The sequence below is a fragment of the Pseudomonas sp. GW821-FHT02H06 genome (assembly GCF_059421525.1).
The window spans coordinates 173,553-198,323 of the sequence record NZ_JBWKVD010000006.1 but is presented as its reverse complement, the minus strand read 5'-3'; the positions used below and the strand labels follow the sequence as shown (position 1 = coordinate 198,323).

The window sequence follows — 24,771 nt, the reverse complement described above, 5'->3', positions numbered from 1 at the left end:
GAAGCCGGTCCCGCTAAAGGATCGCGTTTCCATAGTAGGACTGGCTTCAGCCGGGAAGGCGTCGGCCCAGACACTGCTAGATCACGATAGCGGAGCAGGTCAAACAGCCCCACGCTGCTCGGTCGCTTCGGCCAGCATCGCCAGGGTCTGCTCCATGTCGACGATGGAGGCTTCCAGCGTGGTGAAGCACTGGGCGATGCTCTGCTTGTCGTCCACCGTCTGGTGCCCGGTCAGCTCGGTGACCTCGGACAGCTCAAGGCGGAACAGTTCGTTCACGCTGCCGCGAAGTTCGTTGAGTTGGTTGAGGACAACAGCCATTTGATTGCGGGTTGCATTGCTCATGTCGGGCCTCACGTACTAAGGGGCGGGCGTATGTCCCATGAAGACACTCTGACAGATATGAAAAAGGCAGGGTCTCTAAACCCTGCCTCTCTCAACTAAATGTTCGAATTAGCCTTTAACAGGCACCGTCCGAATTATTTGGCAGCGTCACCGCCATGTGCTTTGGCCAGGGCCTTGGCGTGGGTCAGGTGCTCTTCCAGCTTAGGCAGAGTCGCCGTCGCGAACGCTTTCAGATCAGCGTCCTTACCTTCAGCGGCTTCTTTCTTGAACAGCGCAATAGTTTGTTCGTGGGCAACCACCTGGTTGTTCGCATACGCCTGATCGAACGACTTCGAGCTGCGCAATTCCAGAATCATCGCTTTCGCTTTGTCCATCAGCATGGCGTTATCAGAGACTTCCAGCTTCTTGGTGTCGGCGATGCCTTTGAGTTTGGTATTGGCGGCGGTGTGGTCTTTCACCATCATTTCCGCAAATGCTTTTACATCCGCTGAAGTGCCTTTTTCCAGCGCGAGTTTGCCGGCTTCGACTTCAGCCACACCTTTGGCGGATGCATCTTCAACGAAGTCGTCATTGTCCTGGGCAGCGAAAGCGCCTTGGCTACCGATGGCCATCAACAATGCGAGTGCGGAAGTCTGAATAAGATTTGCCATAGTGAAGTTCCTCTTCTGTCCTTGACGTGGCTTGAGTGCCCGTACTTATTCCGACGCAATGAACGCGGTAAACGTTCAGAGAATTTGATAACGCGCCGCTGTCAGGTCATGCGTTGCAAGTCTGGCGTCAGCCGCAGCTCACTGTTGCAGTGACTCGAACCAGTTCCGATAGGGCGTATTCATCGCCTTGTAGCGATTGAAATCTGCTGCACCGTCCGACCACCACACCGGACCGCGCTCACCCAGTGCAATCTTCGCCGCGTCGACCGAAGCACGGGCCGCCTTGAGCGCGTCTGCATCATCGGCGCGTTTGGCGGCTTTGACCGCTTGGCGGGCCTTCATCAGCGCGTTGACCCACTGCTGCCGCTCTTCTTCGCCAAGGGCGGGGTTGCTGCAGCGCCACAGTTGGCCCTTCACCACGAAATAGCGGCCATCCGGCGTGGTCGGATAGATCACTGGATCCGCGTCACCGTCAGCACCACAGCGGCAATGCGGTCAGCTTCCTGATAGGTCTCGGTGTCCAGCTCTTCACCGAACACGTCGGGGTCCATCTCGCGATAGGACCAGGCGAGGTCAGGACGGTCGACAAGCTTGCGCGCCTGCTCAAGGAAGAGGTCAACGCCGTCCACCGAGGGAGCGCCGGTGTACAACAAGACGCTGCCGCCCGGGGCCAGTCGCTCGATGGCTTGGGCCAGAATGCGCACCGAAAGCTCCGAACCGAGCTGATCGCCACCATGGCGGTAGGCGCGTTCCTGACTGTCTTTCATGTAAGGCGGGTTGGCGACGATCAAGTCAAACTCGCCCGTGGTGCCCGCCAGAATGTCGCTGTGGTAGGCGACCACGTTATCGGCCTTGGCCAGCGACGCGTTGACCGCGGTAAAGCGCAACGCAGTGGGGTTGATGTCCACGGCCAGCACGCTGGCATCCCGACGGGCACGGCCGATCAAAATCGCGCCGACGCCACTGCCGCAGCCGATGTCGACGGCGGTGCGGATCGGGTGCGTCGAGGTGCGCAAATGCTCCTCGATGGCCTGGGCGAAGCGATAGGTGTCGGGTCCGAAGAACACCGAATCGTGGGCCACGGTGGGGAAGGCGGAGTGGACGAACAGCAAATCGTCGAGGCTCGACCAACGCACGTCGCTGACCCACAGGCCGGCATGGGCACGCAGTACACCGGCGGCGAGCAAAGTTTCGAGCTCGGCTTCGTCCAGCAGGCCGGTTTCGAAAGGGCGGCTCCAGCCGAAAACGTCGCGAAGGCTACGGGCTTTACGGTTCTGCTCACGTCCGTTGACGCGCTGATGGGTCAGCGGTGTGACCGTCATGAAACGATAGTGATCAGCCTGCAGGCGTTGGCCCAACTGCAGCAGCGCCAGGTCGTGGCTTTCGTCGGTCATTTCCGGGGTATCGAATGTCGGCTCGAGCAATGTCTGCTGGTTCATCGTGTCAGGCTTCCTTGCGCCAACTGGCGGGCATAGATTCGGGTGGCTGCCAGACCTTCCGGCGTTGGATGGGAATCGGGAGCGATCAGCTCAACCAGTTTCTCCAGGGGCAGGGAAGGGGCGTTGCGCGGCTGTGCGACGTCGTTTGCGGCCACGTGGCGGCGACGAAAGCGGGTGCGGAACGGGTTGCTCTGCTCGGCAGCCTGCCAGTCACCGGCGATCCAGTCCTTCAGCAGTTGCATTTCATAACCGCTGAACACGCCGAACATCACCGCGCCGGGGCCGTCGATCAGTTGCCAGAAACGGCTGTCCTGCGGGTCTTGATTGCGCTTGATCCAGCCGCGATCTTCCAGCGCACTCAGCAGCTGACGGCTCTGGCCGGGTGTGGCGAGCCAGTCATTGATCGTGCGCCCTTCGATGCGGCAATAGTCCGAATGCATGTGCTGGCCGAAGGTGCTTTTGGTCTCCAGCATCGAGACCACTTCTTCTTCTAGATCGAACGCGCGGACGATGTCGGTCGAACCAATGCCCAGATCATTGAGCAGGTAGCCTGCGCGCAGACGCTGAAGAAATTCATCCTTGCTGTCGTCGTTCGGCAACAGATCCAGTACGGCCTGTACCGCCTTGTGGGCGTGGCCCGAGCTGGCGTTGTCGATGGTCACGTGCAGGGTGAAGTAATACGGGTCGATGCCCAGCTCACTCAGCTCGAAGGCGGTGATCAGCAGGTGCAGCGGCAGTTGTTCGTAGCCGAGGTTGTAGCCCAGCACTTCTGGCAGGAACTCGTCGCTCAAGTGGCCGAGACCCAGTTGAATGGCGCCCTGCAAATACAACGAGTCGTCCAGCTGCGCGATGGGTGCGCAGTCGTGTTCGGTGAGCAGGTTGCGGTACAGCACCACGTGGTTCAGTGCAGGCTCACCGTCGCCCAGCTCTTCGAGGTAGGTGCGGATCAGGCCGTGATAGCGCCAGTCATTGGCATGCTTCACCGTGCCGTACAGCCAGGCGCCGTCCACCAGCTTGCTCGGTGCAACGCTTTGCAGGAAGAACAGGGCGTGGGCTTTATTGGTGAAGAACTTGCGGGGCCCGCCGGCGCGGCGTTCCTCCAGATAGACGCGATATTGCTCGGCCACTGAATGACTGTTATTGGCCACCCATGCCGAGAGATCATTCAGATCAGCAGGCAGGTTGGACGGCAGCGTCTTCGCGACCTCCAGTTGCTCCTGGAGGAACTCACGGGCGTTGTCCCGCTCGGCTTCCACCTGTCCGCGCAGCAGACGGGAGTACAGCGAGTGGTGGGCGCCGCTGGATAAATGCGCCGTGGCAGAACGCTCGGAAAGAAGCTGTAAAGAGGTCATGGGTAGCCTGCTGACTTTTCTTGATATGTAGGTTCAGAGGGAGGGGGTTCGCGAAAATTCCATCGAGTTGCAGGGCAGTCGATGATCGACACCCGTGGCGGATGAATGGCCGGGATCTGTACTCAAATGACGATCACTGAAGTCAGGATCGTACAAGGACGGGCACCGGCGCCGAGGGTCGGGTAGACGACCTCGCGCCGTTTTCGCCTCACCGTGTAGACTTCGGCCACTCGCGAACCCGCTGCCTCGCTGGTTGCGCGCTGTCTTCATTAACCCCGTGGTAAGGCTCTGTTTATGGATCTGCGTCAACTGGAAGCATTTGCGGCGGTGATGTCCGCAGGGAGTGTCACCGCCGCTGGCAAGATGCTGGGCCGCTCGCAGCCTTCGGTCACGCGGGTCATTCAGGAGCTGGAGCAGGAACTGGGGTTCGCGTTGTTCGAGCGCAGCGGCCCGAAAGTCACGCCGACCCACAAGGCGTTCATGATGTACGGCGAGGTGGAGAGCGCGCTGCTGGGCATCCGCAACATTCGCCAGCGCGCGGCGCATATCGCCCAGGAGGAAAACCATCAGATCAAACTGGTGGCGATTTCAGCGCTGGCGGCGGGGCTGCTGCCCGCTGCGCTGGCGCGTCTGCCCGAGCATCTGCGGCCGCAGCAGGTGCAACTGCAAAGCATGTCGCCGGAGAACGTGGTTCAGGCGGTGTTATCCAAGACCATGGACCTGGGCGCGGTCAGCCTGCCGCTGGAGCATCGCGGCCTGGACATCCACTGGATCGGCGAAGCGCCCTGTGTGGCTGTGCTTCGAGCGGATTCGGAGCTGGCGCGACATGACGTGTTGTCGATGGAGCTGCTGTCTCAGCAAACGCTGGTGACCATGGCCAACCCCTACCGCTTTCGCCGACGCATCGACAAGGCCTTTGCCGATGCAGGCGGTGGAACGCCGCGCATGCTCGACACCAATACCTCGCTGATCGCCATGCAGATGGCCCGGGCCGGGCTGGGCATCGCGCTGGTGGACCCGTTTACCGCGATGGGTGTTCCGGTGGAAGGTGTGGTGGTGCGGCCCATCGCTTGCAACATTCCCTTCTTCTTCGGCCTGATTTCCGCATTCGCCCACCCGCTGTCGGATGTTGCCCAGGCACTGATCGAGGAGATCGCCCGCTCGGCCAGACAACTGCTGCCCGACATGCTCATGCACGAGGCCAGTGCACACGATGCGCTGCTGCAGAGCATTTATGCGGAATAGATGAGCCGCAGGGAAATCTCGGCCGCGCCCGAGTTGCGGCGGTTGGAACACTTCTTGTGGGACCGACTTTAGCCGGGAAGGGGCCGTCATTGGCGCTATAGATGTATCGGATTCACTGGCCTCTTCCCGGCTGAAGCCGGTCCCACAATTTCGCGTTCGGCGCATCAATTTGCAGCGACGCGAAACCCTAGTGGGACCGGCTTTAGCCGGGAAGGGTGCATAGCTGACACTCATCCTACGTTTAGCTATATCCATATGCTTTTTTGCGCGTTGCGAGAATAAGGAGCGGCTTTTAGTATTCGGATTAAGCATTCAAAGCATCCATGAATTCATTATTCGACAGTTTTGGAACGTTTCTTGAATTCAACATCAAGCATCACCCGATCGACTCCCGAGTACTCCCGATGTCCGACACGCTGATTCCCTCAGGTCTTGCCGCACTGGAAAGCCGTCTGCGACAGGACCTGACCTGGCTCGATCTGCCGGCCAGCCCATGGGTCAAACCCGTTTACAGTGAAGGCGCGCCGGTGTTGGACGTGGCGATTATCGGCGGCGGCATGGCCGGCCTGGCACTGGCGGCGGAGCTTAAGCATGCAGGCGTGGCGGCAGTGGTGTTCGATCAGGCGCCAGCCGGTTTCGAAGGTCCGTGGGCGACCACCGCGCGCATGGAAACCCTGCGCTCGCCCAAACAACTCACCGGCCCGGCCCTGGGCCTGCCGGCGTTGACGTTCCGCGCGTGGTACGAGGCGCAGTTCGGCAGCGAAGTCTGGGCGGCGCTGGACAAGATCCCGCGCCTGCAATGGGCTGAATACCTGCGCTGGTACCGCAAGGTCCTGACGCTGGACGTACGCAACGAACACCGGGTCAGCCATGTGGCGCCCCGTGCCGACGGGCTGGTCGAGCTGGACGTCGAAACCGCCGGGCACACCCTCCATCTGCGGGCCCGTCACGTGGTTCTGGCCACCGGACGGGACGGCCTTGGCGGGCCGTGGGTCCCCGATTTCGCCCACACCCTGGCACGCCATCTCTGGGCCCATTCGGCTGATGGCCTTCAGCCTGAGTGGTTCGAGGGCAAGCGCGTGGCCGTGATCGGCGGCGGTGCATCGGCCATGGACAGCGCCGCCACCGCCCTCGAATCGGGTGCGAGCAAGGTCGACCTGCTGATCCGCCGTGCCGAATTGCCGCGCATCAACAAGGGCAAAGGCGCTGGCAACCCGGGCATGACCCACGGCTACTGGCGTCTGCCGGATGCCTGGAAGTGGCGCATCCGCAATTACCTCAACACCCAGCAGGTGCCGCCGCCGCGCGGGAGCACTTTGCGCGTCTCCGGCTCGGGCCGTGCGCGGTTTCTGCTCAACAGTCCAGTCACCTCCGTCGCGCAGAACCCGGCCGGCGGCGTGTGGCTTAACACCCCGACAGCGCGCATCGAGGCCGACTTTGTGGTGTTCGCCACCGGCTTTCGTACGCACTTCCAGCAGCGCCCGGAGTTCGCACCCTTTGCCTCCCACGTCCGCGTCTGGCGCGACCGTTATGAGCCGCCCGCAGGGGAGAGCGACGCCGAACTGGCGGAGCTGCCCGATCTGGGCACGTGCTTCGAGTTTCAGGAAAAGACCCCCGGCGCCTGTCCCGGCCTGGACCATATTCACTGCTTCAGTTACCCGGCAGCGTTGAGCTTCGGCGCGGTGTCCGGCGACATCCCGGCCATCAGCGAAGGCGCCAAGCGGCTCGCCCAGGCGCTGATCGGTCAGCTGTTCGTCGAGGACGTCGACCTGCACTTTGAAGCCATGCGCAACTACGCCGACCCCGAGCTGTTCGGCGATGAGTGGGTGGCCGGACAACCGACCGCCGACGAGTTGCTTCAATGATCGGCTGGACGCTGCGGCGACTGACCCAGTCCTTTCTGGTCGTGTTGCTGATGACGCTGGTGGTGTTCGTCGGCCTCAACGCCATCGGCAACCCGATGGACATTCTGGTGGGCGAAGACCTCAATCAGGCCGAGCGCTTGCAAGCCATCGCCCACCTCGGTCTCGACAAGCCGCTGTGGGAGCAGTACCTGATTTTTATCAAGGGCGCGGTGCACGGCAATCTCGGCCAGAGCTTCGTCTACCACGAGGACGCCATGCGCCTGATTCTGCAGCGCTTGCCGGCGACCTTCGAACTGGCGTTCTGCGCGTTGTTTCTCGCCGTGGTAATCGGCGTGCCCTTGGGTATGTTTGCCGGCACCTACCCGGATCACCCGCTGTCGCGAATGATGATGGCCGCCAGCATCGTCGGCTTCTCGCTGCCGGCGTTCTGGGTGGCGCTCATGATGATCATGCTGTTCTCGATCAAGCTCGGCTGGCTGCCGGCCAGTGGTCGCGGCGAAACCCGCGAGCTGTTTGGCGTGCAGTGGTCGTGGTTGACCCTCGACGGCCTGCAACACCTGCTGCTCCCGGCGTTGAATCTGGCGCTGTTCAAAATCTCGCTGGTGCTGCGCCTGACCCGCGCCGGTGTGCGCGAAGTGCTGCCCCAGGAGTTCGTCAAATTCGCCCGGGCCAAAGGGCTCTCGCCGATGCGGGTGATGTGCATGCACGTCATGCGCAACACCATGATTCCGGTGGTGACGGTGCTGGCCATGGAACTGGGCTCGACCATCGCCTACGCCGTAGTCACCGAGAGCATTTTTTCCTGGCCCGGCGCCGGCAAGCTGATTCTGGACAGCATCAACATGCTCGATCGCCCGGTGGTGGTGGCTTATCTGATGGTCGTGGTGGTGATATTCGTGGTGCTTAACCTGATCGTCGATGGCCTGTATTACCTGCTCGATCCCCGGGTACGCGTGGAGGGCTCGCGATGAACGCCGCTTCCAAACCGGTCCCGTCCCACGCTGGCCTGCAGGCGCAATCACCCTGGCGCCGGGTCGCCGTCGAATTCATCAGTTCGCCCACCGCTGTCATCGGCCTGCTGGTGCTCGTGCTGATCGTGCTGGTGGCGGTGCTGGCGCCGTGGATCGTGGTGCAAAACCCCTACGACCTGATGCAACTGAACGTGCTGGATGCGCGGCTCGCACCCGGCAGCGCCAATATGGACAGCGGTTACACCTATTGGCTGGGCACCGACGGACAGGGCCGCGATCTGGTGTCGGCGATCCTCTACGGGCTGCGCATCAGCCTGTGGGTCGGCATCGGTTCGGCGCTGATCGCGGCGGTCATCGGCACCCTGGTCGGGCTGGTCTCGGCTTACGTCGGCGGCTGGCTCGACGCGTTGCTGATGCGGCTGGTCGACCTGCTGCTGTCGTTTCCGGTGATTCTCATGGCGCTGATGATTCTAGCGTGGCTGGGCAAGGGCGTCGGCAACGTCATGCTTACTCTGATCCTGCTGGAATGGGCGTACTACGCCCGCACGGCGCGGGGTCAGGCCCTGACCGAAAGCCGCCGCGAATACGTGGATGCCGCCCGCGGCCAGGGCATCGGACCGTGGCGCATTGTCGTGGGCCACATTCTGCCCAACTGCCTGCCGCCGCTGATCGTCATCGGCGCGCTGCAGATTGCCCGGGCCATCACGCTGGAAGCGACCCTGTCGTTCCTCGGTCTGGGCGTGCCGGTCACCGAGCCTTCACTGGGGTTGCTGATCGCCAACGGCTTTCAATACATGCTCAGCAACGAGTACTGGATCAGCCTGTTTCCCGGCCTGGCGCTGTTGATCACCATCGTCGCGATCAATCTGGTGGGCGATCGTCTGCGTGACGTCCTCAACCCGAGGTTGCTGCGATGAGCCTGCCTGAACGCAATGCGGCGGCCATGTCCACACAAGCGCCCGCACAAACGCCAACACTGGAGGTGCGCAATCTGTGCACCTCGTTCTACACCCGCGCGGGCGTGTTGCCGGCAGTGCGCGACGTGTCCTTGCGGGTCGCGCCCGGCCGGATTCTCGGTCTGGTGGGGGAGTCCGGTTCGGGCAAGTCCGTGACCGGCTTTTCCATCCTCGGTTTGGTCGATGGGCCCGGCCGGATCAGCGGTGGTCAGGTGCTCTTCAAGGGGCGTGACCTGACCCAGCTCAGCGCGGCCGGCTTGCGGGAACTGCAGGGCAACCGCATCGCCATGATCTTTCAGGACCCGATGATGACCCTGAACCCGGTGCTGCGGGTCGACACGCAAATGATCGAGGCGGTGCGTGCCCATCGTACCGTCAGCAAACGCGAAGCCCGCGCCCATGCCGGTCGTACCCTGGCGCTGATGGGTATTCCCAGCCCGGAAGAACGCCTGCGTGCCTACCCTCATCAGTTGTCCGGCGGCATGCGCCAGCGGGTGGCGATTGCCATTGCGCTGCTGCATTCGCCGGATCTGATCATCGCCGACGAACCGACCACGGCGCTGGACGTGACCATTCAGGCGCAGATCCTCAGCGAGGTGCAGAAGCTGGTGCGCGAGCAGGGCACCTCGCTGATCTGGATCACCCATGACCTGTCGGTGGTCGCCGGCCTGGCCGATGACGTGGCGGTGATGTACGCCGGGCGCATCGTCGAGCAGGGTTCGGTGGCCGATGTGCTCGACCGTCCGCAACACCCTTACACCCAGGGCCTGATCGACAGCCTGCCGAGCCGCAACAAGCGCGGCCAGCGCCTGCGGCAGATCCCCGGCATGGCCCCGGACCTGTTGTCGATGCCGACCGGTTGCGCCTTTGCCGCGCGCTGCTCTCGCGCCTCGTCGGTCTGTGCTCAAGAACCGACCGAGCGTGAGATTGCGCCCGGCCAGACCGTCCGTTGTTTTCATCCCGGAGCCGCCGATGCGCAGTGAATCCAACCCGCTCATCGAGCTGCGCCAGGTCAGTAAAACCTTCGGCACAGCGGCGGACAGCTCCGTTCAGCGTCTGCTGCAACGCCTGCACGTCACCCGTCCACGGCCGGTCACCCACGCCGTTGATAGGGTGGATCTGCGCATTCAGCGCGGCGAAGTGGTGGGGCTGGTCGGCGAGTCCGGCTGCGGCAAGTCCACCCTCGGGCGCATGGTCGCGGGGCTGTTGCCGGTGTCGTCGGGCACCGCGCTGGTGGACGGTCAGGCGCGGGACAGCCTGACCCCGCAAGAGCGCCAAGCCGTACGTTTGAAAGTGCAGATGATTTTCCAGGACCCGTCGTCGAGCCTGAACCCGCGCCTGCGGGTGGACCGCATCGTCGGCGAGGGCGCGCTGTTGCACGGGCTGACTGACAAACAGGGCTTCGACGATTACGTCAGCGCGCAATTGCAGCGCGCCGGGCTCAGCCCGCAACTGCGCCAGCGTTATCCGCACCAGTTCAGCGGCGGCCAGCGCCAGCGCATCGGCATCGCCCGGGCGCTGGCGGTGCAGCCTGAGTTGCTGGTGTGCGACGAGTCCGTGGCGGCGCTGGACGTGTCGATTCAGGCGCAGATCCTCAATCTGTTCATGGACCTGCGCGACGAACTGGGGCTGACCTATCTGTTCATCAGCCATGACCTGGGCGTGGTCGAGCACCTGTGCGATCGCGTGGTGGTCATGTACCTCGGCCGGGTGGTGGAAAGCGCCTCGGTCGATGACCTGTTCGCCCGCGCCAATCATCCTTACACCCAGGCGCTGTTGGCGCAGATCCCGCATTTCGATGTCCGCAGTACCCGTTATGACGCGATCAAAGGGGAAATCCCCAGCCCGCTGAACCCGCCCGCCGGGTGTCATTTCCACCCTCGCTGCCCGCATGCCACGGCGCGCTGCCGCGAGGAAGTTCCGGCCCTGAGGGAGGTTTCGCCGAACCACCTGAGTGCGTGTCACCTCAACGATCTGTCATGAGCGCGCCCCTCGAAGCGCGTCCTGAATCCCAGCCATTGCGTACAAGGAATCTCCCATGCAACCACGTGTTCGCTCACTGATCGCCACGGCTCTGCTGCTGGCCGCCGGGGGTGTGTCGGCCCAGGATCTGCGGATCGGTTACGCCGACCCGGTCTCGTCCCTCGACCCGCAACTGAACAACTACGCCGGCGACCGCTCGGTGGCGCTGCACGCCTTCGAATCCCTGGTCAATCGCCACGATGACAAGACCCTGCCGGGCCTGGCCAAGAGCTGGAAAGTCGTGGACCCGACCACCTGGCAGTTCGACCTGCGCGATGACGTCAAATGGCAGGACGGCACGCCGCTGACCGCCGATGATTTCGTGTTCTCCTTCGAGCACGCGCGCAACGTGCCCGGCAGCGTCGCCTCGTACGCCGGCGCCATGCGCACGGTCGAGTCGGTCAGCGCGAAGGACGCCCACACGCTGATCATCAAAACCCGCACGCCGAACGCCAATCTGCTGCCTGACGTCGACTCGATCTACATCGTCAGCCGCCACGCCGGGGCGAACGCCAGCAGCGCCGATTACAACGCCGGCAAGGCGATGATCGGCACGGGGCCGTATCGCTTCGTCTCCTACGTGCCGGGTGACCGGACGATCTTCGCGCGCAACGACAGTTACCGGGGCGGCAAGCCGACCTGGGACAAGGTCGATTTCCGCTTTATCGCCAACGCTGCCAACCGCACCGCCGCGCTTCTGGCCGGCGACGTCGACGTGATCGACAAGGTTTCGCCGACGGACGTGGAGCGGTTGCGCAAGACCCCAAGCGTCAACGTGTTTGCCTATCAGGGCCTGCGTGCGCTGATCATTCAGCCGAGTTTCCGCGAAGGGCCCAACGAGTTCATCCGCGACAACGCCGGCAAGCCGCTGGCCGAGAACCCGCTGCGTGACGTACGCGTGCGCAAGGCGCTGTCCCTGGCGATCAACCGCCAGGCCATCGACGAACGCATCATGCAAGGCACCGTGACCGAGGCCAATCAGTGGATGCCGGCCAACACCTTCGGCTACAACCCGCAGGTGAAAAACATCCCCTACGACGTCAAGCAGGCCAAAGAGCTGCTGGCCCAGGCCGGCTTCCCCGAAGGCTTTCAGCTGACCGTGCACGTGCCGGGCGACCGTTATCCGCAGGCGCCGGAAGCGATGCAGGCGGTGGCGCAGTTCTGGTCGCGGATCGGCGTCAAGGTGCAGCTCGAAGTGCTGCCGTGGGCGGTGTATGCCGGCAAGGCCAACAAGAATGAACTGGCGGTCAGCGTCATCGCCTGGGGCAACGGCACCGGCGAGGCGGCCTACGCGCTGACCAACATTCTCACCACCGTCGACAGCAGCAAGGGGCAGGGCGCCTCGAACTGGGGTCATTACAGCAACCCGCTGGTGGACAAGGCCCTGGTCGATTCAACCGCCGAATTCGACGAAGCCAAGCGCCGGCAGATTCTGGAGGATGCAGTGAAGGTGGTCAGCGACGACGTCGGCATCATCCCGCTGTTCCACTACCAGAACATCTGGGCGGCGCGGAAGGGCCTGAAAGTCGAGCCGCTGGTGAGCGACCGCACCGCCGCGACCATGGTCACCGAGCAACCTTGATTCTGCATGTCCCCGCGGCGACACAGGTGCGCAGCGGGGACGACGTCCCACTTACTGTCAGGAAACGTCATGTCATTGAATCCCTCACACCCGCTGGACACTGTGCCGGGCACTGAGCCCGATGTGCTTGATGGTCTGCTCGGTATTCAGCCGGGCTCGACGCTTCACACCGTTCGCCATGCCCGCGACAAGGTCGCCTCCGCCACCCAGGGCAGTCAGGATTTGTTTTTTGCCCCTGAACTGCCGGGCAATCTGTCGCTGACCGAACGCCTGTGGGTGGCCTATTACGCCGCCCATCTGACCCCGCACCCGACGCTTGCCGCGCACTATCTGGCGCAGTTGCACGCCCAGCGTGTGGACGCGTTGAGCGTGGCCAGTGTTGATTCCGGTTCGCTGGATGAGCTGAGCGACCCTCGATTGCGCGGCATTCTGGAATTCACCCGCACATTGATCGAGTCGCCAGTGCATGGCGATCAGGCGGCGTTGCAGGCGCTGCACAATGTCGGGCTGAGCACTGAGGAAATCGTCGTGCTGGCGCAGCTGGTCGCGTTCATGTCCTATCAGGTGCGTCTGGCCGCAGGGCTGGGTGCACTGCTTTCTGCTGGAGAAGCGTGATGAGTGAGCCGATTCGCGACAATGGATTCACCAACGAGGTACTGGGCTGGAAGGCCTGGCTGCCGACGGTTGATCTGAACAGCGCCACCCCCGAGCAGATCGCGGTGCTCGAAGAGAGCCATCCCCAGGCGAAGACCTCGGACTATTACCTGACCCTGGGCCATCACCCGGACATTCTTCGCCAGCGTTCCCAGGCCTTCAACGCCATCATGTACGCCCCAGGCGGGCTGTCCCGAGCCGAGCGTGAACTGGCGAGCACCGTGGTCTCGTGCCTCAACCGCTGCGTGTACTGCGCCTCGGTGCATGCCCAGCGGTTTGAGCAGTTGGCCAAGCGCAACGACGTGATCCGCGAGGTCTTCGCCGACCCTGCCACGGCGGGCACCAACGAACGGGAAAAAGCCATCGTGCGCTTTGCGATAGACCTGACACTGGCCCCGGCCTCGATCGATGCCACCCACATCAAGGCGTTGCGTGAGCAGGGCCTGGACGATGGGCAGGTACTGGACCTGATACACGCCATCTCGATTTTCGCCTGGGCCAACCGCCTGATGCTGAATCTGGGGGAGCCAGTGTTTCCGGCGGATCAGGCCTGATGGATTCATATAACGTTTAGCGCGAATTGTCGTTCTGCCCCGACGCTTTCTTGCAGCAAACACAGCACCTGTGGGAGTGAGCTTGCTCACGAAGGCGCCGTTCCAACCGCTGAAAATTCACTGAATGTCCCGGCCTCTTCGTGAGCAAGCTCACTCCTGCTTTTAGTGGGACTGGCTTTAGCCGGGAAGGGGCCATTGAGTACGCAGCGGATTTTGGGTGTGGCATCTGACGCCTTCCCGGCTGAAGCCGGTCCTACAGGGGATATGCGGTGTATCAGAGGGTTTGGTCGTACTGATCACGCAAAAAAAACGGCCTCCATTGCGGAGGCCGTTTTTGTGTTTACGCGATCAATCAGGCAACGAGGACAGTGACGTGCAGCTCTTTGACACCGACCAGCTGGATTTCGAAGTCCGGGGTGGCGTCGGCGTTGATGCTGCCGTAGAGGATCCCGTCGGCAAAACGTATCTGCCCGGTGGCGTCGTTGCTGTCAAAGGCGTTGCTGCCAATGAAGGTAAACGCGTCGATGCCCGGCGTTTGAGGATTGGCGTCCAGGGCGCTAAAGTCGAGCAGGTCGCCCTCGGCGCTCTTGAAGCCGTTGATCACGTCGCGCAGCGCACCGACACCCATGTCGGCGACAGAGTCGAACACGTAAGTGTCGGCCCCGGTGCCGCCGGTGAGCGAATCGGTACCCGCACCGCCGATCAAACGGTCGTTGCCCGAGCCGCCGATCAGCGTGTCATCGCCGGCGCCGCCGTTGAGCACGTTGGCGCCGCTGTTGCCGGTCAGGCTGTCGGCGAAGGCGCTGCCGATCAGGTTCTCGACGCTCTTCAGCGTGTCCAGGCCGGAGCCGCCGGTGTTCTGCTGGGCCGAGGTCGACAGCGTGGCGGTGATGCCTGCCTGCGCGCCAACGTAAGACACGGTGTCGTTACCGTCCCGCCCGTCCAGCACGTTGTTGCCGCTGCCGGCGAACAGCACGTTGTCCAGCGCGTTACCGATGCCGTTGGCCGCATCGAGGCTGTCGAGGTACAGGTTTTCCACGTTGGCGCCGAGGGTGAACGTCGCCAGGGTGCTGTGCACGCTGTCGATGCCGCCGGAGACGCGATCGGCGTTGGTTTCGATCACGCTGTCGCCGCTGTTGTCGACGTAGTACGTGTCGTTGCCATTGCCGCCGCTCATGCTGTCGGCACCGCCGGCGCCATCAATCACGTTGGCGGCCGCGTTGCCGGTGATAAAGTTGCGCAGCTCGTTACCGTTGCCGTCGATGGCCGAGACACCAGTGAGCACCAGGTTTTCCAGGTTCGCGCCGAGGGTCCAGCTGACCGACGCCTGCACGGTGTCGATCTGCGAAGGCGAGTCGCTGCTTTCGGTGACGCTGTCGAAGGCGTTGTCGACAATGTAAATGTCATTGCCGTCGCCGCCCGTCATGCTGTCGGCGCCGAGGTCGCCGTCCAGCGTGTCGTTGCCGGACGAACCCACCAGGGTGTCGTCCTGGTCGGTGCCGAAGATCATGCCGCCTTCGTTCTGCGCACCGTCGAAGATGGCCTGTACGCTGTTGTTGTCGCTCGGGTCACCGTGGAAGCCCAGGTCGTCGGCGATGTAGTCGGCCAGACGCTGACCGACGATCTCGGCGGACTCTTCATGCAAGTGCCAGACGTCGTCGGGGTAGACCAGCGGGTCGACTTCGTGGCGCAGGGGCAGGTCGGTGTAATCCACCGCAATCTTCACGTCGTCACGCTGGGCGGCGATCGCTTCCTGGGTGGCGCGGACGTAGCCGACACCTTCGACGATGCCGGCGATCTTCTCTTCCGAGAAGCCGCGGGCGCGGGCCGCGTCCTGGTCGTAGTGACCGGTTTCCATCATGTACACGTTGAAGTTGCCGAACTGCGCGTGCAGGTAATCGAACACCGACAAGGTCGCCGCCTTGTACGCCGCCGCCGCAGCATCCTTGTCCGAAGCGCGGGCGATTTCCTGTGCCGCTTCTTCGCCCTGGCCCCAGATGATGCCCATGGTCACGTTGTCGATCGACTTCAGCTCGGTGAGCTGGTCGTTCAGCAAGGCCACGGCGCGCAACAGGGCCGGGCCCGGTTGGTCGGTGTCGGTCAGCCACCAGCACAGCTTCAGCTCTTCGGGGCCGAGGGTCGACAGGCCGTTGACCGTGCTGCCGCCCACCGCGATGTCGATGCCATTGCCGTCGGCGTCGTTGAACTGGCTGCGCACGTCGTAGGTGGTGTATTTGCTCAAACCGTCCACCAGCATGGTGGTGCCGGACTGGCTGTCGTCTTCGGTCATGCGCAGCAGACGTGCGTTGGACTGGCCGAGGGTCGGCAGGAACAGAATGTCCTGGTCGGCCCGGGAGCCGAACACGAAGTCGTCGGCGGTGAGGGTGTTCATGTAGTTGCCGCTTAAGGCGATCTCGAAGCGGTGACCGTCAGCGTCGGGGACGCTGGATTTGATATAGGTTTTGTCGCCAGCGGCGTTGAGGCTCAGGTACAGCGTGCCGTTGCTGCCATCGCCCAGGCCGAGGAAGCCCAGGGCGGAGACGTCGATCTTGTCCACGCCGTGGGTGAAATCGTAGATCGTGTCAGTCGCGGTGACACCGCCGGTGTTGTAGTCGCGGTAGCTGTCCTGGACGCTGGTGTAGCGGAAGGTATCCGCGCCGTCGCCGCCGTACAGCGAGTCGCGACCCGCGCCGCCGTCGATGATGTCCGGCCCTGCGCCGGCGCGAATGGTGTCGTTGCCGCCCAGGCCGAGGATCAGGTCGGCGCCGGCAGTGCCGGCGATCGCTTCGCCGTTGTCGGTGCCGGTGATGGTGCTGGCCGGCGCATCGGCCACGGCCAGGGCGAAGCTGTCACTGACTGACGCGCCCGACGGGTCGGTGGCCTTGATCAGCAGCGTGTAGTTGCCGGAGGCGGTGCTGGTCGGCGTGCCGCTGAAGGTCAGGCGGGTGCTGTCAAAGCTGAGCCAGTCGGGCAGGGCGCTGCCATCGGCCAGGGTCGCGGTGTAGGTCAGCGCGTCGTTGTTGGCGTCGGAGAAGCTGTTGCTGGTGACCGCGTAGGTGAACGGCGAGTTTTCCGTCGCGTTCTGGTCCAGCAGCGGAATCACCACCACCGGCGCCACGTTGACGGGCGCATTCTGGCTGGCGAAGACGAAGTGGCTGGCGTTCAGGCTGCCGGCCAGATTACCCGCCAGGGACAGTTCGAAACGGTTGCCGTTGGCATCCGCGACGTTGTCCTTGACGTAGGTGCGGTTGGTGCTGGCGTTGTAGGTCACCTGCAGCGTGCCGTTGAGGCCGTTGCCCAGGCCGCCGTAGCCCAGGCCCGAGACGTCGATTTTGTCGGCGGTGACATCGAAATCAAGGATCTGGTCACTGGCGCTGGTGGTCGCCGTGCGGTAGCTGTCCTGGGTGGAGGTGAAGCGGAACACGTCCGCCCCCGCACCGCCGGTGAGTTTGTCGGCACCGGCGCCACCGATGAGAACGTCGTTGCCGTCGCCGCCGTTCAGGGTGTCATTGCCCGCGCCGCCGAACAGTTGATCGTTGCCGGTGGTGCCGGTCAGCGTGTCGTTGCCCGGCGTGCCGTTGATAACGCCCGGCGTCACTGGCACGTCCTGCACGGCGAGGGTGAAGCTGTCGCTGACGGTGGCGTTGCTAGCGTCGCTCGCGGTGATCTTGATTGCGTAGGTGCCCGACGCCGTGTTGCCCGGGGTTCCGCTGAAGGTGCGGGTCGCGGCGTCGAAGATCAGCCAGGTCGGCAGGGCGGTGCCGTCGGCCAGGGTGGCGCTGTAGCTGAGGGTATCGTTGTCTGGATCGGTGAAGCTGGTGCCGGGCACGACGTAGCTGAACGGTGTGTTTTCGGTGGCGTTCTGGTCCAGCAGCGGGTTGGCGACGACGGGCGCCTGATTCACCGTCGGGGCGGTGGCGAAGACGAAGTTGGCGCTGGTCAGTTTGTCGAGGTAGTTGCCCACGAGCGCGACTTCGAAGCGGTTGCCTTCGGCATCGGCGGTCAGCGACTTGATGTAAGTCTTGTCGCCGGCGTCGTTGAGCACCGCGTACACGGTGTTGTTCATGCCGTCGGCCAGGCCCGTGAAGCCCAGCTTGGAGAGGTCGATCTTGTCGGCGGTGACGTCGAAATCGGTGATCACGTCGCCGAGATTCGCGCCGCCGGCGTTGTAGTTGCGGTAGCTGTCGGTGCGGCTGGAGAACACGAAGGTGTCAGCGCCAGCGCCGCCACTCAGGGTGTCCTGCCCCGCGCCGCCGTCGAGACGATCGTCCCCGGCGCCGCCCGCCAGGCTGTCGTTGCCGGCCAGACCCAGCAAGGTGTCTGCCCCGTCAGTGCCCTGCAGCGAGTCGTTGCCGGTGGTGCCGGTGAGGGTGCGGTTGAAGATGAAGTTGTCGGCGGTCAGTGCGCTGACCAGATTCCCGGCGAGGATCAGCTCGAAGCGGTTGCCGTTGGCGTCGGCATCGTAATCCTTGATGTAAGTACGGTCGTTGCTGGCGCTGTAGCTGATCTGCAGGGTGCCGCCACGGCCGTTGCCCAGCCCGGTGAAGCCCAGGCCGGCGAGGTCGATCTTGTCCTGGGTCGGGTCGAAGTCGGTGATGGTGTCGTCGAAGCTGGTGGTCGCGGTGCGGTAGCTGTCGGACTCGCTGGTGAAGCGGAAGATGTCCGCGCCCGCGCCGCCGGTGAGCTTGTCGACCCCGGCGCCGCCGATGAGGATGTCGCTGCCGCCACCGCCGTTGACGGTGTCATTGCCCGCGCCGGCGTAGAAAATCTCGTTGGCGTCGCTGCCCAGCAGGGTGTCGTTGCCGTCGGTGCCCTGAACCGCCACCACGGGCACGGTCGCGCTGACGTAGCTGCCATCGCCATACACCAGGGTGTCGCCCTTGGTGGTATGGGTGATGGTGTTGCCGATGATGGCGTTGCGGTCGGTGCCGTCTTCGTTGCGCTCGGCCACGCCATAGGTCGACAGGGCGCTGCCGTTGATGGTGTTGCCCTGAACGGTGTTGTCACTGCCGTTGTAATACTTGCCGGAAACGCCCTTGGTGTCGTCGTAGGACTGGATGATGATTTCCGGCACGCCGCCGCCCAGTGAGTTGTTGCTCAGGGTGTTGTTGATGACGTCGACGTTGTTGCTGCCGTAGATGCGAACGCCGGCGCTGGCGTTGTCGTGGATGTCGACGCCGGTCATGGTGACCTCGCTGGACAGCTTGATCAGCACGCCTTCGGCGCCGTTGCCATAGACCTCACCGCCGGTGATGGTGATGTTGTTCGGCGAAGGGATGTTCTCGCTGCCGCGCTGCACCACGATGCCGCCACCGCCGTTGCCGTAGGCGACGTTGTTGCTCAGGGTGAAATCGTGGCTGCTGGTGACCACGTTGAAACCGTGGCGATCGTTGTCGTAGGCGATGTTGTTTTCGAAGGTGCTGCCGCTGAGGAAGTCAGCGACAAAGCCGTCCAGGCCGTTGCCGTGGGACACGCTGTTCTTGATGACCATGTTCACGGTCTGTTCGTGGGGGTCAAAGCCGTAACCGGAGCAGTCCTTGATTTCCACGCCATCGAGGGTGACGTTGGAGTCGTAACCTTCCTTGCCCGGGATGTAGCCGTTGAACCAGCCGTCGATCTTGCCGGTGGTGTTGTCCCGGTTGCCGTCGATGGTCAGGTTGCTCAGCCCGAAGTCGTGGGTCTCTTCGCCGTAGGCGGAGCGGATGACACCGGTGATTTTCGTGTCGGAACCGTCCGCGACCTTGATGTTGGAGACGCCCATGCCGTCGCCGTACATGTAGACGTTGCTCTTGAGCATGAGGCAGCCGTCGGACGGTTCCTCGCCGCCTGACACGATGTAGGTCCCGGGGGGTACATAGACTTGTCCTCCACCCGCCGCCGCAGCTGCATCAATCGCTTGTTGGATGGCCGCGGTGTCGTCAGAGACGCCATCTCCCTTGGCGCCAAAATTTTGGACGTTAAAAATCATGTACTTATCTCCGGTCACAGGCTGAGGTCACGCTGCGTGCCAATTTCCAATCGGCACTGCAGCAGGTATGACCCACCTGAACGGAAAAGTTGTCGCCGTATGTCGGAAAACCGTCGTTTTGTGACGATCGGCACATTTTGGTGGTTATTGGTGTCATGTAATTGACGTTTAGAGGGATATGCTTTTCTGGCACCTTGGAGATATGAGGAGTCTGCTAGCGATGAAGATCGCTTGGCAGGACCGGCTTCAGCCGGGAAGAGGCTAGGGTGGGCACCCTCGATTCTGCGGTGTGGATGCCGACACCTTCCCGGCCAAAGGCGGTCCCGCAAAGTTCGCGTTAGCCGGTCCTATTATGGGTTAGCGGGCCTACTAGGCCACTTCAGCGGGGGCGCAGCGCAGGCAGTCGCGGCCTTCGCCCTTGGCGGCATAGAGCGCCTTGTCGGCCATGGCGATGAGCGCTTCGGCGCTGGTCTGAGGTGCGCTGGCGATGGCGACGCCCAGGCTGATGGTGACCCTGGCGCCGTCGTCCAGCACCGGGTGAGGCACGTTCAGCGCGGCAACCGCAGCACGCAGGTTTTCTGCCAGGGCCCTGGCCTGAGCCGGGTGGGCGTGGGTCATGAGCACCATGATTTCCTCGCCGCCGAAGCGAAAGGTCAGGGCGTCGGCTTTCTGCGCCGTGCGCTGGATCACGCCACTCAGCAACCGCAAGCAGGTGTCGCCCTGCAGGTGCCCGTAGTTGTCGTTGTAGGATTTGAAGTGATCGATGTCCAGCAGGATGACCGCGACGTTCGTGGGGGTCTGCGTTGCGCGGCTCCACAGAGAGGCCAGCACCTCGCCCTGAAAACGCCGGTTGAACAATTGCGTCAGCGAATCGATGCGCGCCAGTTCCACCAGTTGCGCTCGCAGCAACTGCCCGCGCAACGCAAACAGATAACTCAAGCGGCTTCCGTGTTCCAGAAACCACGACGCCATCATCAGCAACGCCGCGGTGGAGAAGAACAACAGCGCATTGGCTTGCCAGATCTGAAAGTCGGCGAACTCAGCGAGGTAAGTGGTCACCAGCTGAATGACCAGCATGCAGGCCATGGCCACCGCCGCGCAGCGCACCGGCACCTGCTGGATCACCGTGCAATACACCATGATCAGCAGCATCCCCAGCTGATAGTGCAAGCGGAACGGACTTTCGCTGTAGATCATCGCTATCAGCGGCATCACCGAACACGTTACGGTGCCGATGGCTGCCGTCGCTTCCACAATGCGTCGGGTGCTGGCGCGCCGCGCGATGATCAGCAGAATCATAAAGATCGGCGTCATCAGGCAGACACGGCCCAGCGCCACGTAGGTAAACATGTCGTTCAGGCTGAGCCAGTCGCTGACCATGAACAGGTTGTAGATGAGGATGCCGCCGATGCCCACGGCGGACAGAAACTGGCGGCGTTGCTCAAGCGTTTCGGCCTCGTAGCGCTGTTCCAGCTCAGTGCTGAAACGCAGGCTGCGAAAACGCGATGCGATGGTGCGATCGACCTCGGCGAGAAGTTGCGCGTCATGGGGGCCAGGTCGATCGAGGACAAAGGAAAGCATGTTGCACCAAAGGGGTGGGTTGACCGGACTATGACATCATCAGTGATGTCTTAGTGCCATCATTTCGTCGGAGCGCTGTTTTCGCAAGGACTGACCGATCAAGCGTCAGGTTTGCGATGAACAGCGCTCCGTCTTGCCTCAGATACGGAAACTGCCCACCAGCTGCGTCAAACGCACCGACTGACGTTCCAGGTCGGAACAGGCGCGCAACGTGGCCTGCAGGTTTTCCACGCCTTCCTGGTTCAGTGTGTTGATTTCGGTGATGTCGACGTTGATCGCTTCGACCACCGAAGTCTGCTCCTCGGTGGCGGTGGCGACCGACTGGTTCATCGCGTCGATCTCGCCGATGCGCACGGTCACGCTTTCCAGGCTGGTGCCGGCCTGATTGGCGATGCTGACGCTTTCATGGCTCTCGCGCTGGCTGTCATTCATGATCGCCACCGCTTCACGGGCGCCGTGTTGCAGCTCCTCGATCATTTTCTGCACCTGACTGGCCGACTCCTGGGTGCGATGGGCCAGGCTGCGGACCTCGTCAGCGACCACGGCAAACCCGCGCCCGGCTTCCCCGGCGCGTGCTGCTTCGATGGCAGCGTTGAGGGCCAGCAGGTTGGTCTGCTGGGAGATCCCGGTGATGACTTCCAGAATCTGCCCGATGTTGGCGGTCTTGGTGTTGAGCTGCTCGATCTGCTCGCTGGCGCCGCTGATGCGCGTCGACAAACGGTTCATCGCCTGAATGTTCTGACCGACCACGGCCTGACCACTGGACGCCATATTGCGCGCATCGCTGGAATGCCCGGACGCCATGGCGGCGTTCTGCGCGATCTCCTGCGCCGCAGCGCCCAGCTCGTTGATGGCCGCCGCGACACTGCTGGTACGGTTGGCCTGCTGATCAGAGTTCAGCATCGAGGAGTTCGACGCGCTGACCACGCGCAGCGCGACTTCGTTGAGCTGCACGGTGGAGGAGGCCACTTCGCGCATGGAGTCATGGATCCGCTCCACGAACAGGTTGAAGCCGTTGCCCAGGTAGCCGAATTCGTCCTGGCTGAGGATCTCCAGGCGCTTGGTGAGATCGCCTTCACCTGCCGCGATGTCGTGCATGGCGCGGCCCATGGTGTTCAGCGGACGCATCAGCACGCTGAGCAACACGCCCAGCAGCGCAATGATCAGGACCACGGCGATGATCGTGGCGACGATCGCCGAGTTACGGAAATCGCCCAGTGCGGCGTAGGCCTGGGCCTTGTCCACCGCGATGCCGACGTACCAGTTGACCGATGGCAGACCGTCAACGTGAGCAAAGGTGACGACTTCGGTCTTGCCGGCGTGCTCGCTTTCGCTGACATCTTCGGACAGGCGCGGCGTAGCGTTCGGGTAGACCTCGGCCAGGGTTTTCATCACCAGCGAGGTGTCCGGATGCACGAGAATGCGGCCGTTGGCGTCGACCAGGAAAGCATGGCCGTCGTTCTGCAGGCGCAGCGCACTGATCATCTTCACCAGCACTTCCAGACTCAGGTCGCCGCCCGCAACGCCGGCGACGCCGGAAGGGCCTTTCACCGGCGTGGCGATGGTCACGATCAGGCCTTTGGTCACGGCGTCCAGATAGGGCTCGGTCAAGGTGGTCTTGCCGGCCTTCAATGCATCGGTGTACCACGGGCGGGTGCGCGGGTCGTAATCGCCGGGCATGTCATCAGGCGGTTGCGTCACGAATGAACCATCGGCTCTGCCCAGGTAGATGCTCATGAACGTCGAGATCAGCGTTGGCTGACCGAGCAGCCGGTTGAACACCTCGGGCGACGACACGGCGGCGCCCTCGGCGACGTTTTCCACCAGCAGGATGCGTCCCGACATCCAGTTCTGGATATTGCCGGCCGTACTTTCGCCCATCTGGTTCAGACTTTCCCTTAACTGATCCCGGATGGCGTTGCGTTGCAGATAATCGTTGTAGAGGGTGAATAAGGTAAACGCGGCGATCACCACCAGCGACGCCGCCAGCAGGATTTTATGGCTGAATTTCAGGGATTTGGTCATGCCTTGAGGGCCTTCAAGCGATTGCAGGGAAAGGATTGCAGTGTGTCAGTCGGGCTATCGGCGGCCAGCGGGATAGATGAATGGCTTGCTGCGCAAAACAGGCCTCTATTTGACTGGAATCTGACAATCGGTCCTGGGTGTACGGCCCGCGAGTCATGTAACCGTGCTAAGCGAGGAGGGCTGAGGGCGAGGACGTGAGGAAGTGGAGCAGGGCAGACGCCAAAAAAAAAGGGCTGCAAAAAGCAGCCCTCTGGCATTCGACTTATGCGGCCCAAGCACGAAGCACGGCGCTTGAACCTTGAAGCTTGAAGCCTCGAGCTCGCAGCTAGGCCCTCATCCCTTAGAGCGCATGACTGTAGACCAGCGCATAGGATTCGATCCCGTCGTTAGGCTCCTTGATCCCTGCGTTTGAATAGTGGGTAACGCGCAGGCCGACGCGCTGGGTGTCGCCGAATTTCAGACCAGCGCCAAGGCGGTCTTCGAAGTTGAAGGCGGAACCGAACTTCTGGTCACCCGCAGATGAACCGGTAAACAACGAAACGCCCACACCGGCTTCGATATAGGGCTTCACCGGACCGCTGCCAAACTCATAAACGAACACCGGAGCGAAGGAGGCCGAGTGGCGAGCGCCGGCCTGTTTGCCTGCTTCCCAGTAGGTGTAGCCCAGGTCCCAATAGCCGGTCAGCTTGCCGGTGGAGCTTTCCAGCCAGGACTTGTCCCAGTCGAAACCCAGGGCAACGCGGCCGGTGACGCCACCTTGGCTGGTGGCACCCAATGCACCGGAGATCTGCGTGGCGTTGGCGGTCATGGCGAAAGAAGACAGGCAAAGGGCAGCGAGCAGTAGCTTTTTCATGGTGGAGATAGCCAGAAAGGTCAATAAAACCGGGGAGAGTAATCACCCGAACGGATGTAGGGCAGAACGCCACTACGAAAGTTCCATTGGCCCTGTATGAAATTTCCCAGAACTTCGTTTTTGGAATGATTCAAGCGGTATCAAGCGCCCGATTGATCAAAATTGTTGAGGCTCGGCAGAAGGATAATTCGCTTTTACGGCGTGCGATTAAGGTCAACAATCCGCCCTGTCATTCCCGCCCCAAGGATCGCCCATGAGCCTCTCGCCCTTCCATCTCGCCATTCCCGTTTACGATCTCGCCGCCGCGCGCCACTTCTACGGCGACGTATTTGGTCTCTCCGAAGGCCGCTCCAGCGAGCAATGGGTCGATTTCGATTTTTACGGTCATCAACTGGTCATCCATGAGCACCCGAAGACCACTTCCCAGGAGTCCGTGCATTCCAACGCGGTGGATGGCCACGACGTACCGGTCCCGCACTTCGGCATCATCTTGCACTGGGAAGAATGGGAGGCGCTGGCGGAGCGTCTGCGCGCCCGGGAAACGAAGTTTGTGATCGAACCCTACATCCGCTTCCAGGGCCAGGTGGGCGAGCAGGCCACCATGTTCCTGTTCGATCCGTGCGGCAACGCTCTGGAATTCAAGGCGTTCAAGGACATGGGTCAGTTGTTTGCCAAATAATCCGGGATTGCCCCCTCGGGTGCTTGTCAAAGG

The 24,771-nt window shown here is 62.6% G+C and carries 19 protein-coding genes and 1 pseudogene; 10 read left to right on the top strand and 10 right to left on the bottom strand.

All coding sequences use genetic code 11. The features are described from left to right. Positions 1–99: 99 nt before the first annotated feature. The 5 genes from AC07VF_RS12730 to AC07VF_RS12710 all read right to left on the bottom strand — a co-directional run bounded on the left by AC07VF_RS12730 (position 100) and on the right by AC07VF_RS12710 (position 3,783). Positions 100–342, bottom strand: a complete 243-nt coding sequence (locus AC07VF_RS12730; protein ID WP_423572520.1) for a hypothetical protein — start codon at positions 340–342, stop codon at positions 100–102. Positions 343–476: 134 nt separating this feature from the next. Then, entirely contained in the window at positions 477–992 is a 516-nt protein-coding gene (locus AC07VF_RS12725) for a DUF4142 domain-containing protein (protein ID WP_495009606.1), read from the bottom strand. Between the two features lie 138 nt (positions 993–1,130). Then, positions 1,131–1,445: a hypothetical protein gene (locus AC07VF_RS12720; RefSeq protein WP_495009623.1), complete on the bottom strand. Its 315-nt coding sequence runs from the start codon at positions 1,443–1,445 to the stop codon at positions 1,131–1,133. Next, complete coding sequence (locus AC07VF_RS12715; RefSeq protein WP_495009624.1) at positions 1,445–2,386, bottom strand: methyltransferase; 942 nt, start codon at positions 2,384–2,386, stop codon at positions 1,445–1,447. The genes AC07VF_RS12720 and AC07VF_RS12715 overlap by 1 nt, the downstream gene beginning before the upstream one ends. A gap of 41 nt (positions 2,387–2,427) precedes the next feature. Further along, a complete protein-coding gene (locus AC07VF_RS12710; RefSeq protein ID WP_495009607.1) occupies positions 2,428–3,783 on the bottom strand; it encodes an iron-containing redox enzyme family protein in 1,356 nt (451 codons plus the stop codon). 294 nt (positions 3,784–4,077) lie between these two features. Between AC07VF_RS12710 and AC07VF_RS12705 the strand changes: the two genes are divergently transcribed. From AC07VF_RS12705 to AC07VF_RS12665, 9 genes are all read left to right on the top strand, one after another. Continuing rightward, positions 4,078–5,028, top strand: coding sequence for a LysR family transcriptional regulator (locus AC07VF_RS12705; RefSeq protein WP_346628966.1), 951 nt, complete (start codon positions 4,078–4,080; stop codon positions 5,026–5,028). Between the two features lie 404 nt (positions 5,029–5,432). Next, on the top strand, positions 5,433–6,893 hold the full coding sequence (locus tag AC07VF_RS12700) for an NAD(P)-binding domain-containing protein (protein ID WP_495009625.1): 1,461 nt from the start codon (positions 5,433–5,435) through the stop codon (positions 6,891–6,893). Further along, a complete protein-coding gene (locus AC07VF_RS12695; RefSeq protein WP_192172502.1) occupies positions 6,890–7,864 on the top strand; it encodes an ABC transporter permease in 975 nt (324 codons plus the stop codon). The genes AC07VF_RS12700 and AC07VF_RS12695 overlap by 4 nt, the downstream gene beginning before the upstream one ends. Continuing rightward, positions 7,861–8,781, top strand: coding sequence for an ABC transporter permease (locus tag AC07VF_RS12690; protein ID WP_495009608.1), 921 nt, complete (start codon positions 7,861–7,863; stop codon positions 8,779–8,781). Before AC07VF_RS12695 ends, AC07VF_RS12690 begins: the two co-directional genes overlap by 4 nt. Then, positions 8,778–9,803, top strand: a complete 1,026-nt coding sequence (locus tag AC07VF_RS12685; RefSeq protein WP_495009609.1) for an ABC transporter ATP-binding protein — start codon at positions 8,778–8,780, stop codon at positions 9,801–9,803. The genes AC07VF_RS12690 and AC07VF_RS12685 overlap by 4 nt, the downstream gene beginning before the upstream one ends. Further along, on the top strand, positions 9,793–10,803 hold the full coding sequence (locus AC07VF_RS12680) for an ABC transporter ATP-binding protein (RefSeq protein ID WP_495009610.1): 1,011 nt from the start codon (positions 9,793–9,795) through the stop codon (positions 10,801–10,803). Before AC07VF_RS12685 ends, AC07VF_RS12680 begins: the two co-directional genes overlap by 11 nt. A gap of 55 nt (positions 10,804–10,858) precedes the next feature. Next, positions 10,859–12,424, top strand: coding sequence for an ABC transporter substrate-binding protein (locus AC07VF_RS12675; protein WP_495009611.1), 1,566 nt, complete (start codon positions 10,859–10,861; stop codon positions 12,422–12,424). Positions 12,425–12,517: 93 nt separating this feature from the next. Further along, positions 12,518–13,039, top strand: coding sequence for a CMD domain protein (locus tag AC07VF_RS12670; protein WP_495009626.1), 522 nt, complete (start codon positions 12,518–12,520; stop codon positions 13,037–13,039). Next, entirely contained in the window at positions 13,039–13,632 is a 594-nt protein-coding gene (locus tag AC07VF_RS12665) for a peroxidase-related enzyme (RefSeq protein ID WP_495009612.1), read from the top strand. The genes AC07VF_RS12670 and AC07VF_RS12665 overlap by 1 nt, the downstream gene beginning before the upstream one ends. A 352-nt stretch (positions 13,633–13,984) precedes the next feature. Here the strand turns inward: AC07VF_RS12665 and AC07VF_RS12660 are convergent, their stop codons facing one another. From AC07VF_RS12660 to AC07VF_RS12640, 5 genes and pseudogenes are all read right to left on the bottom strand, one after another. Further along, entirely contained in the window at positions 13,985–19,600 is a 5,616-nt protein-coding gene (locus tag AC07VF_RS12660) for a putative Ig domain-containing protein (RefSeq protein WP_495009613.1), read from the bottom strand. 369 nt (positions 19,601–19,969) lie between these two features. Beyond that, the gene (locus tag AC07VF_RS12655) at positions 19,970–21,181 is read right to left on the bottom strand and encodes a GGDEF domain-containing protein (protein WP_495009614.1); all 1,212 of its coding nucleotides are present in this window, start codon (positions 21,179–21,181) and stop codon (positions 19,970–19,972) included. 138 nt (positions 21,182–21,319) lie between these two features. After that, positions 21,320–22,084, bottom strand: coding sequence for a methyl-accepting chemotaxis protein (locus AC07VF_RS12650; RefSeq protein ID WP_489299528.1), 765 nt, complete (start codon positions 22,082–22,084; stop codon positions 21,320–21,322). A 90-nt stretch (positions 22,085–22,174) separates the two neighbouring features. Further along, positions 22,175–23,206: pseudogene (locus AC07VF_RS12645) on the bottom strand (cache domain-containing protein); the annotation flags it as partial. A gap of 340 nt (positions 23,207–23,546) precedes the next feature. After that, positions 23,547–24,059, bottom strand: a complete 513-nt coding sequence (locus AC07VF_RS12640; protein WP_282371647.1) for an acyloxyacyl hydrolase — start codon at positions 24,057–24,059, stop codon at positions 23,547–23,549. A gap of 253 nt (positions 24,060–24,312) precedes the next feature. On the opposite strand from AC07VF_RS12640, the gene AC07VF_RS12635 reads away from it, so the two are divergent. Then, positions 24,313–24,738, top strand: coding sequence for a VOC family protein (locus tag AC07VF_RS12635; RefSeq protein ID WP_495009615.1), 426 nt, complete (start codon positions 24,313–24,315; stop codon positions 24,736–24,738). The last annotated feature ends 33 nt before the right edge of the window (positions 24,739–24,771 follow it).

Excerpts from the sequence above, each read along its gene's own strand:
- AC07VF_RS12715 (WP_495009624.1), bottom strand. The coding sequence starts at position 2,386 with ATGACCGACGAAAGCCACGACCTGGCGCTGCTGCAGTTGGGCCAACGC.
- AC07VF_RS12685 (WP_495009609.1), top strand. The coding sequence starts at position 8,778 with ATGAGCCTGCCTGAACGCAATGCGGCGGCCATGTCCACACAAGCGCCC.
- AC07VF_RS12705 (WP_346628966.1), top strand. The coding sequence starts at position 4,078 with ATGGATCTGCGTCAACTGGAAGCATTTGCGGCGGTGATGTCCGCAGGG.
- AC07VF_RS12710 (WP_495009607.1), bottom strand. The coding sequence starts at position 3,783 with ATGACCTCTTTACAGCTTCTTTCCGAGCGTTCTGCCACGGCGCATTTA.
- AC07VF_RS12680 (WP_495009610.1), top strand. The coding sequence starts at position 9,793 with ATGCGCAGTGAATCCAACCCGCTCATCGAGCTGCGCCAGGTCAGTAAA.
- AC07VF_RS12730 (WP_423572520.1), bottom strand. The coding sequence starts at position 342 with ATGAGCAATGCAACCCGCAATCAAATGGCTGTTGTCCTCAACCAACTC.
- AC07VF_RS12725 (WP_495009606.1), bottom strand. The coding sequence starts at position 992 with ATGGCAAATCTTATTCAGACTTCCGCACTCGCATTGTTGATGGCCATC.
- AC07VF_RS12695 (WP_192172502.1), top strand. The coding sequence starts at position 6,890 with ATGATCGGCTGGACGCTGCGGCGACTGACCCAGTCCTTTCTGGTCGTG.
- AC07VF_RS12665 (WP_495009612.1), top strand. The coding sequence starts at position 13,039 with ATGAGTGAGCCGATTCGCGACAATGGATTCACCAACGAGGTACTGGGC.
- AC07VF_RS12660 (WP_495009613.1), bottom strand. The coding sequence starts at position 19,600 with ATGATTTTTAACGTCCAAAATTTTGGCGCCAAGGGAGATGGCGTCTCT.
- AC07VF_RS12675 (WP_495009611.1), top strand. The coding sequence starts at position 10,859 with ATGCAACCACGTGTTCGCTCACTGATCGCCACGGCTCTGCTGCTGGCC.
- AC07VF_RS12640 (WP_282371647.1), bottom strand. The coding sequence starts at position 24,059 with ATGAAAAAGCTACTGCTCGCTGCCCTTTGCCTGTCTTCTTTCGCCATG.
- AC07VF_RS12700 (WP_495009625.1), top strand. The coding sequence starts at position 5,433 with ATGTCCGACACGCTGATTCCCTCAGGTCTTGCCGCACTGGAAAGCCGT.
- AC07VF_RS12650 (WP_489299528.1), bottom strand. The coding sequence starts at position 22,084 with ATGCTGAACTCTGATCAGCAGGCCAACCGTACCAGCAGTGTCGCGGCG.
- AC07VF_RS12655 (WP_495009614.1), bottom strand. The coding sequence starts at position 21,181 with ATGCTTTCCTTTGTCCTCGATCGACCTGGCCCCCATGACGCGCAACTT.
- AC07VF_RS12635 (WP_495009615.1), top strand. The coding sequence starts at position 24,313 with ATGAGCCTCTCGCCCTTCCATCTCGCCATTCCCGTTTACGATCTCGCC.
- AC07VF_RS12690 (WP_495009608.1), top strand. The coding sequence starts at position 7,861 with ATGAACGCCGCTTCCAAACCGGTCCCGTCCCACGCTGGCCTGCAGGCG.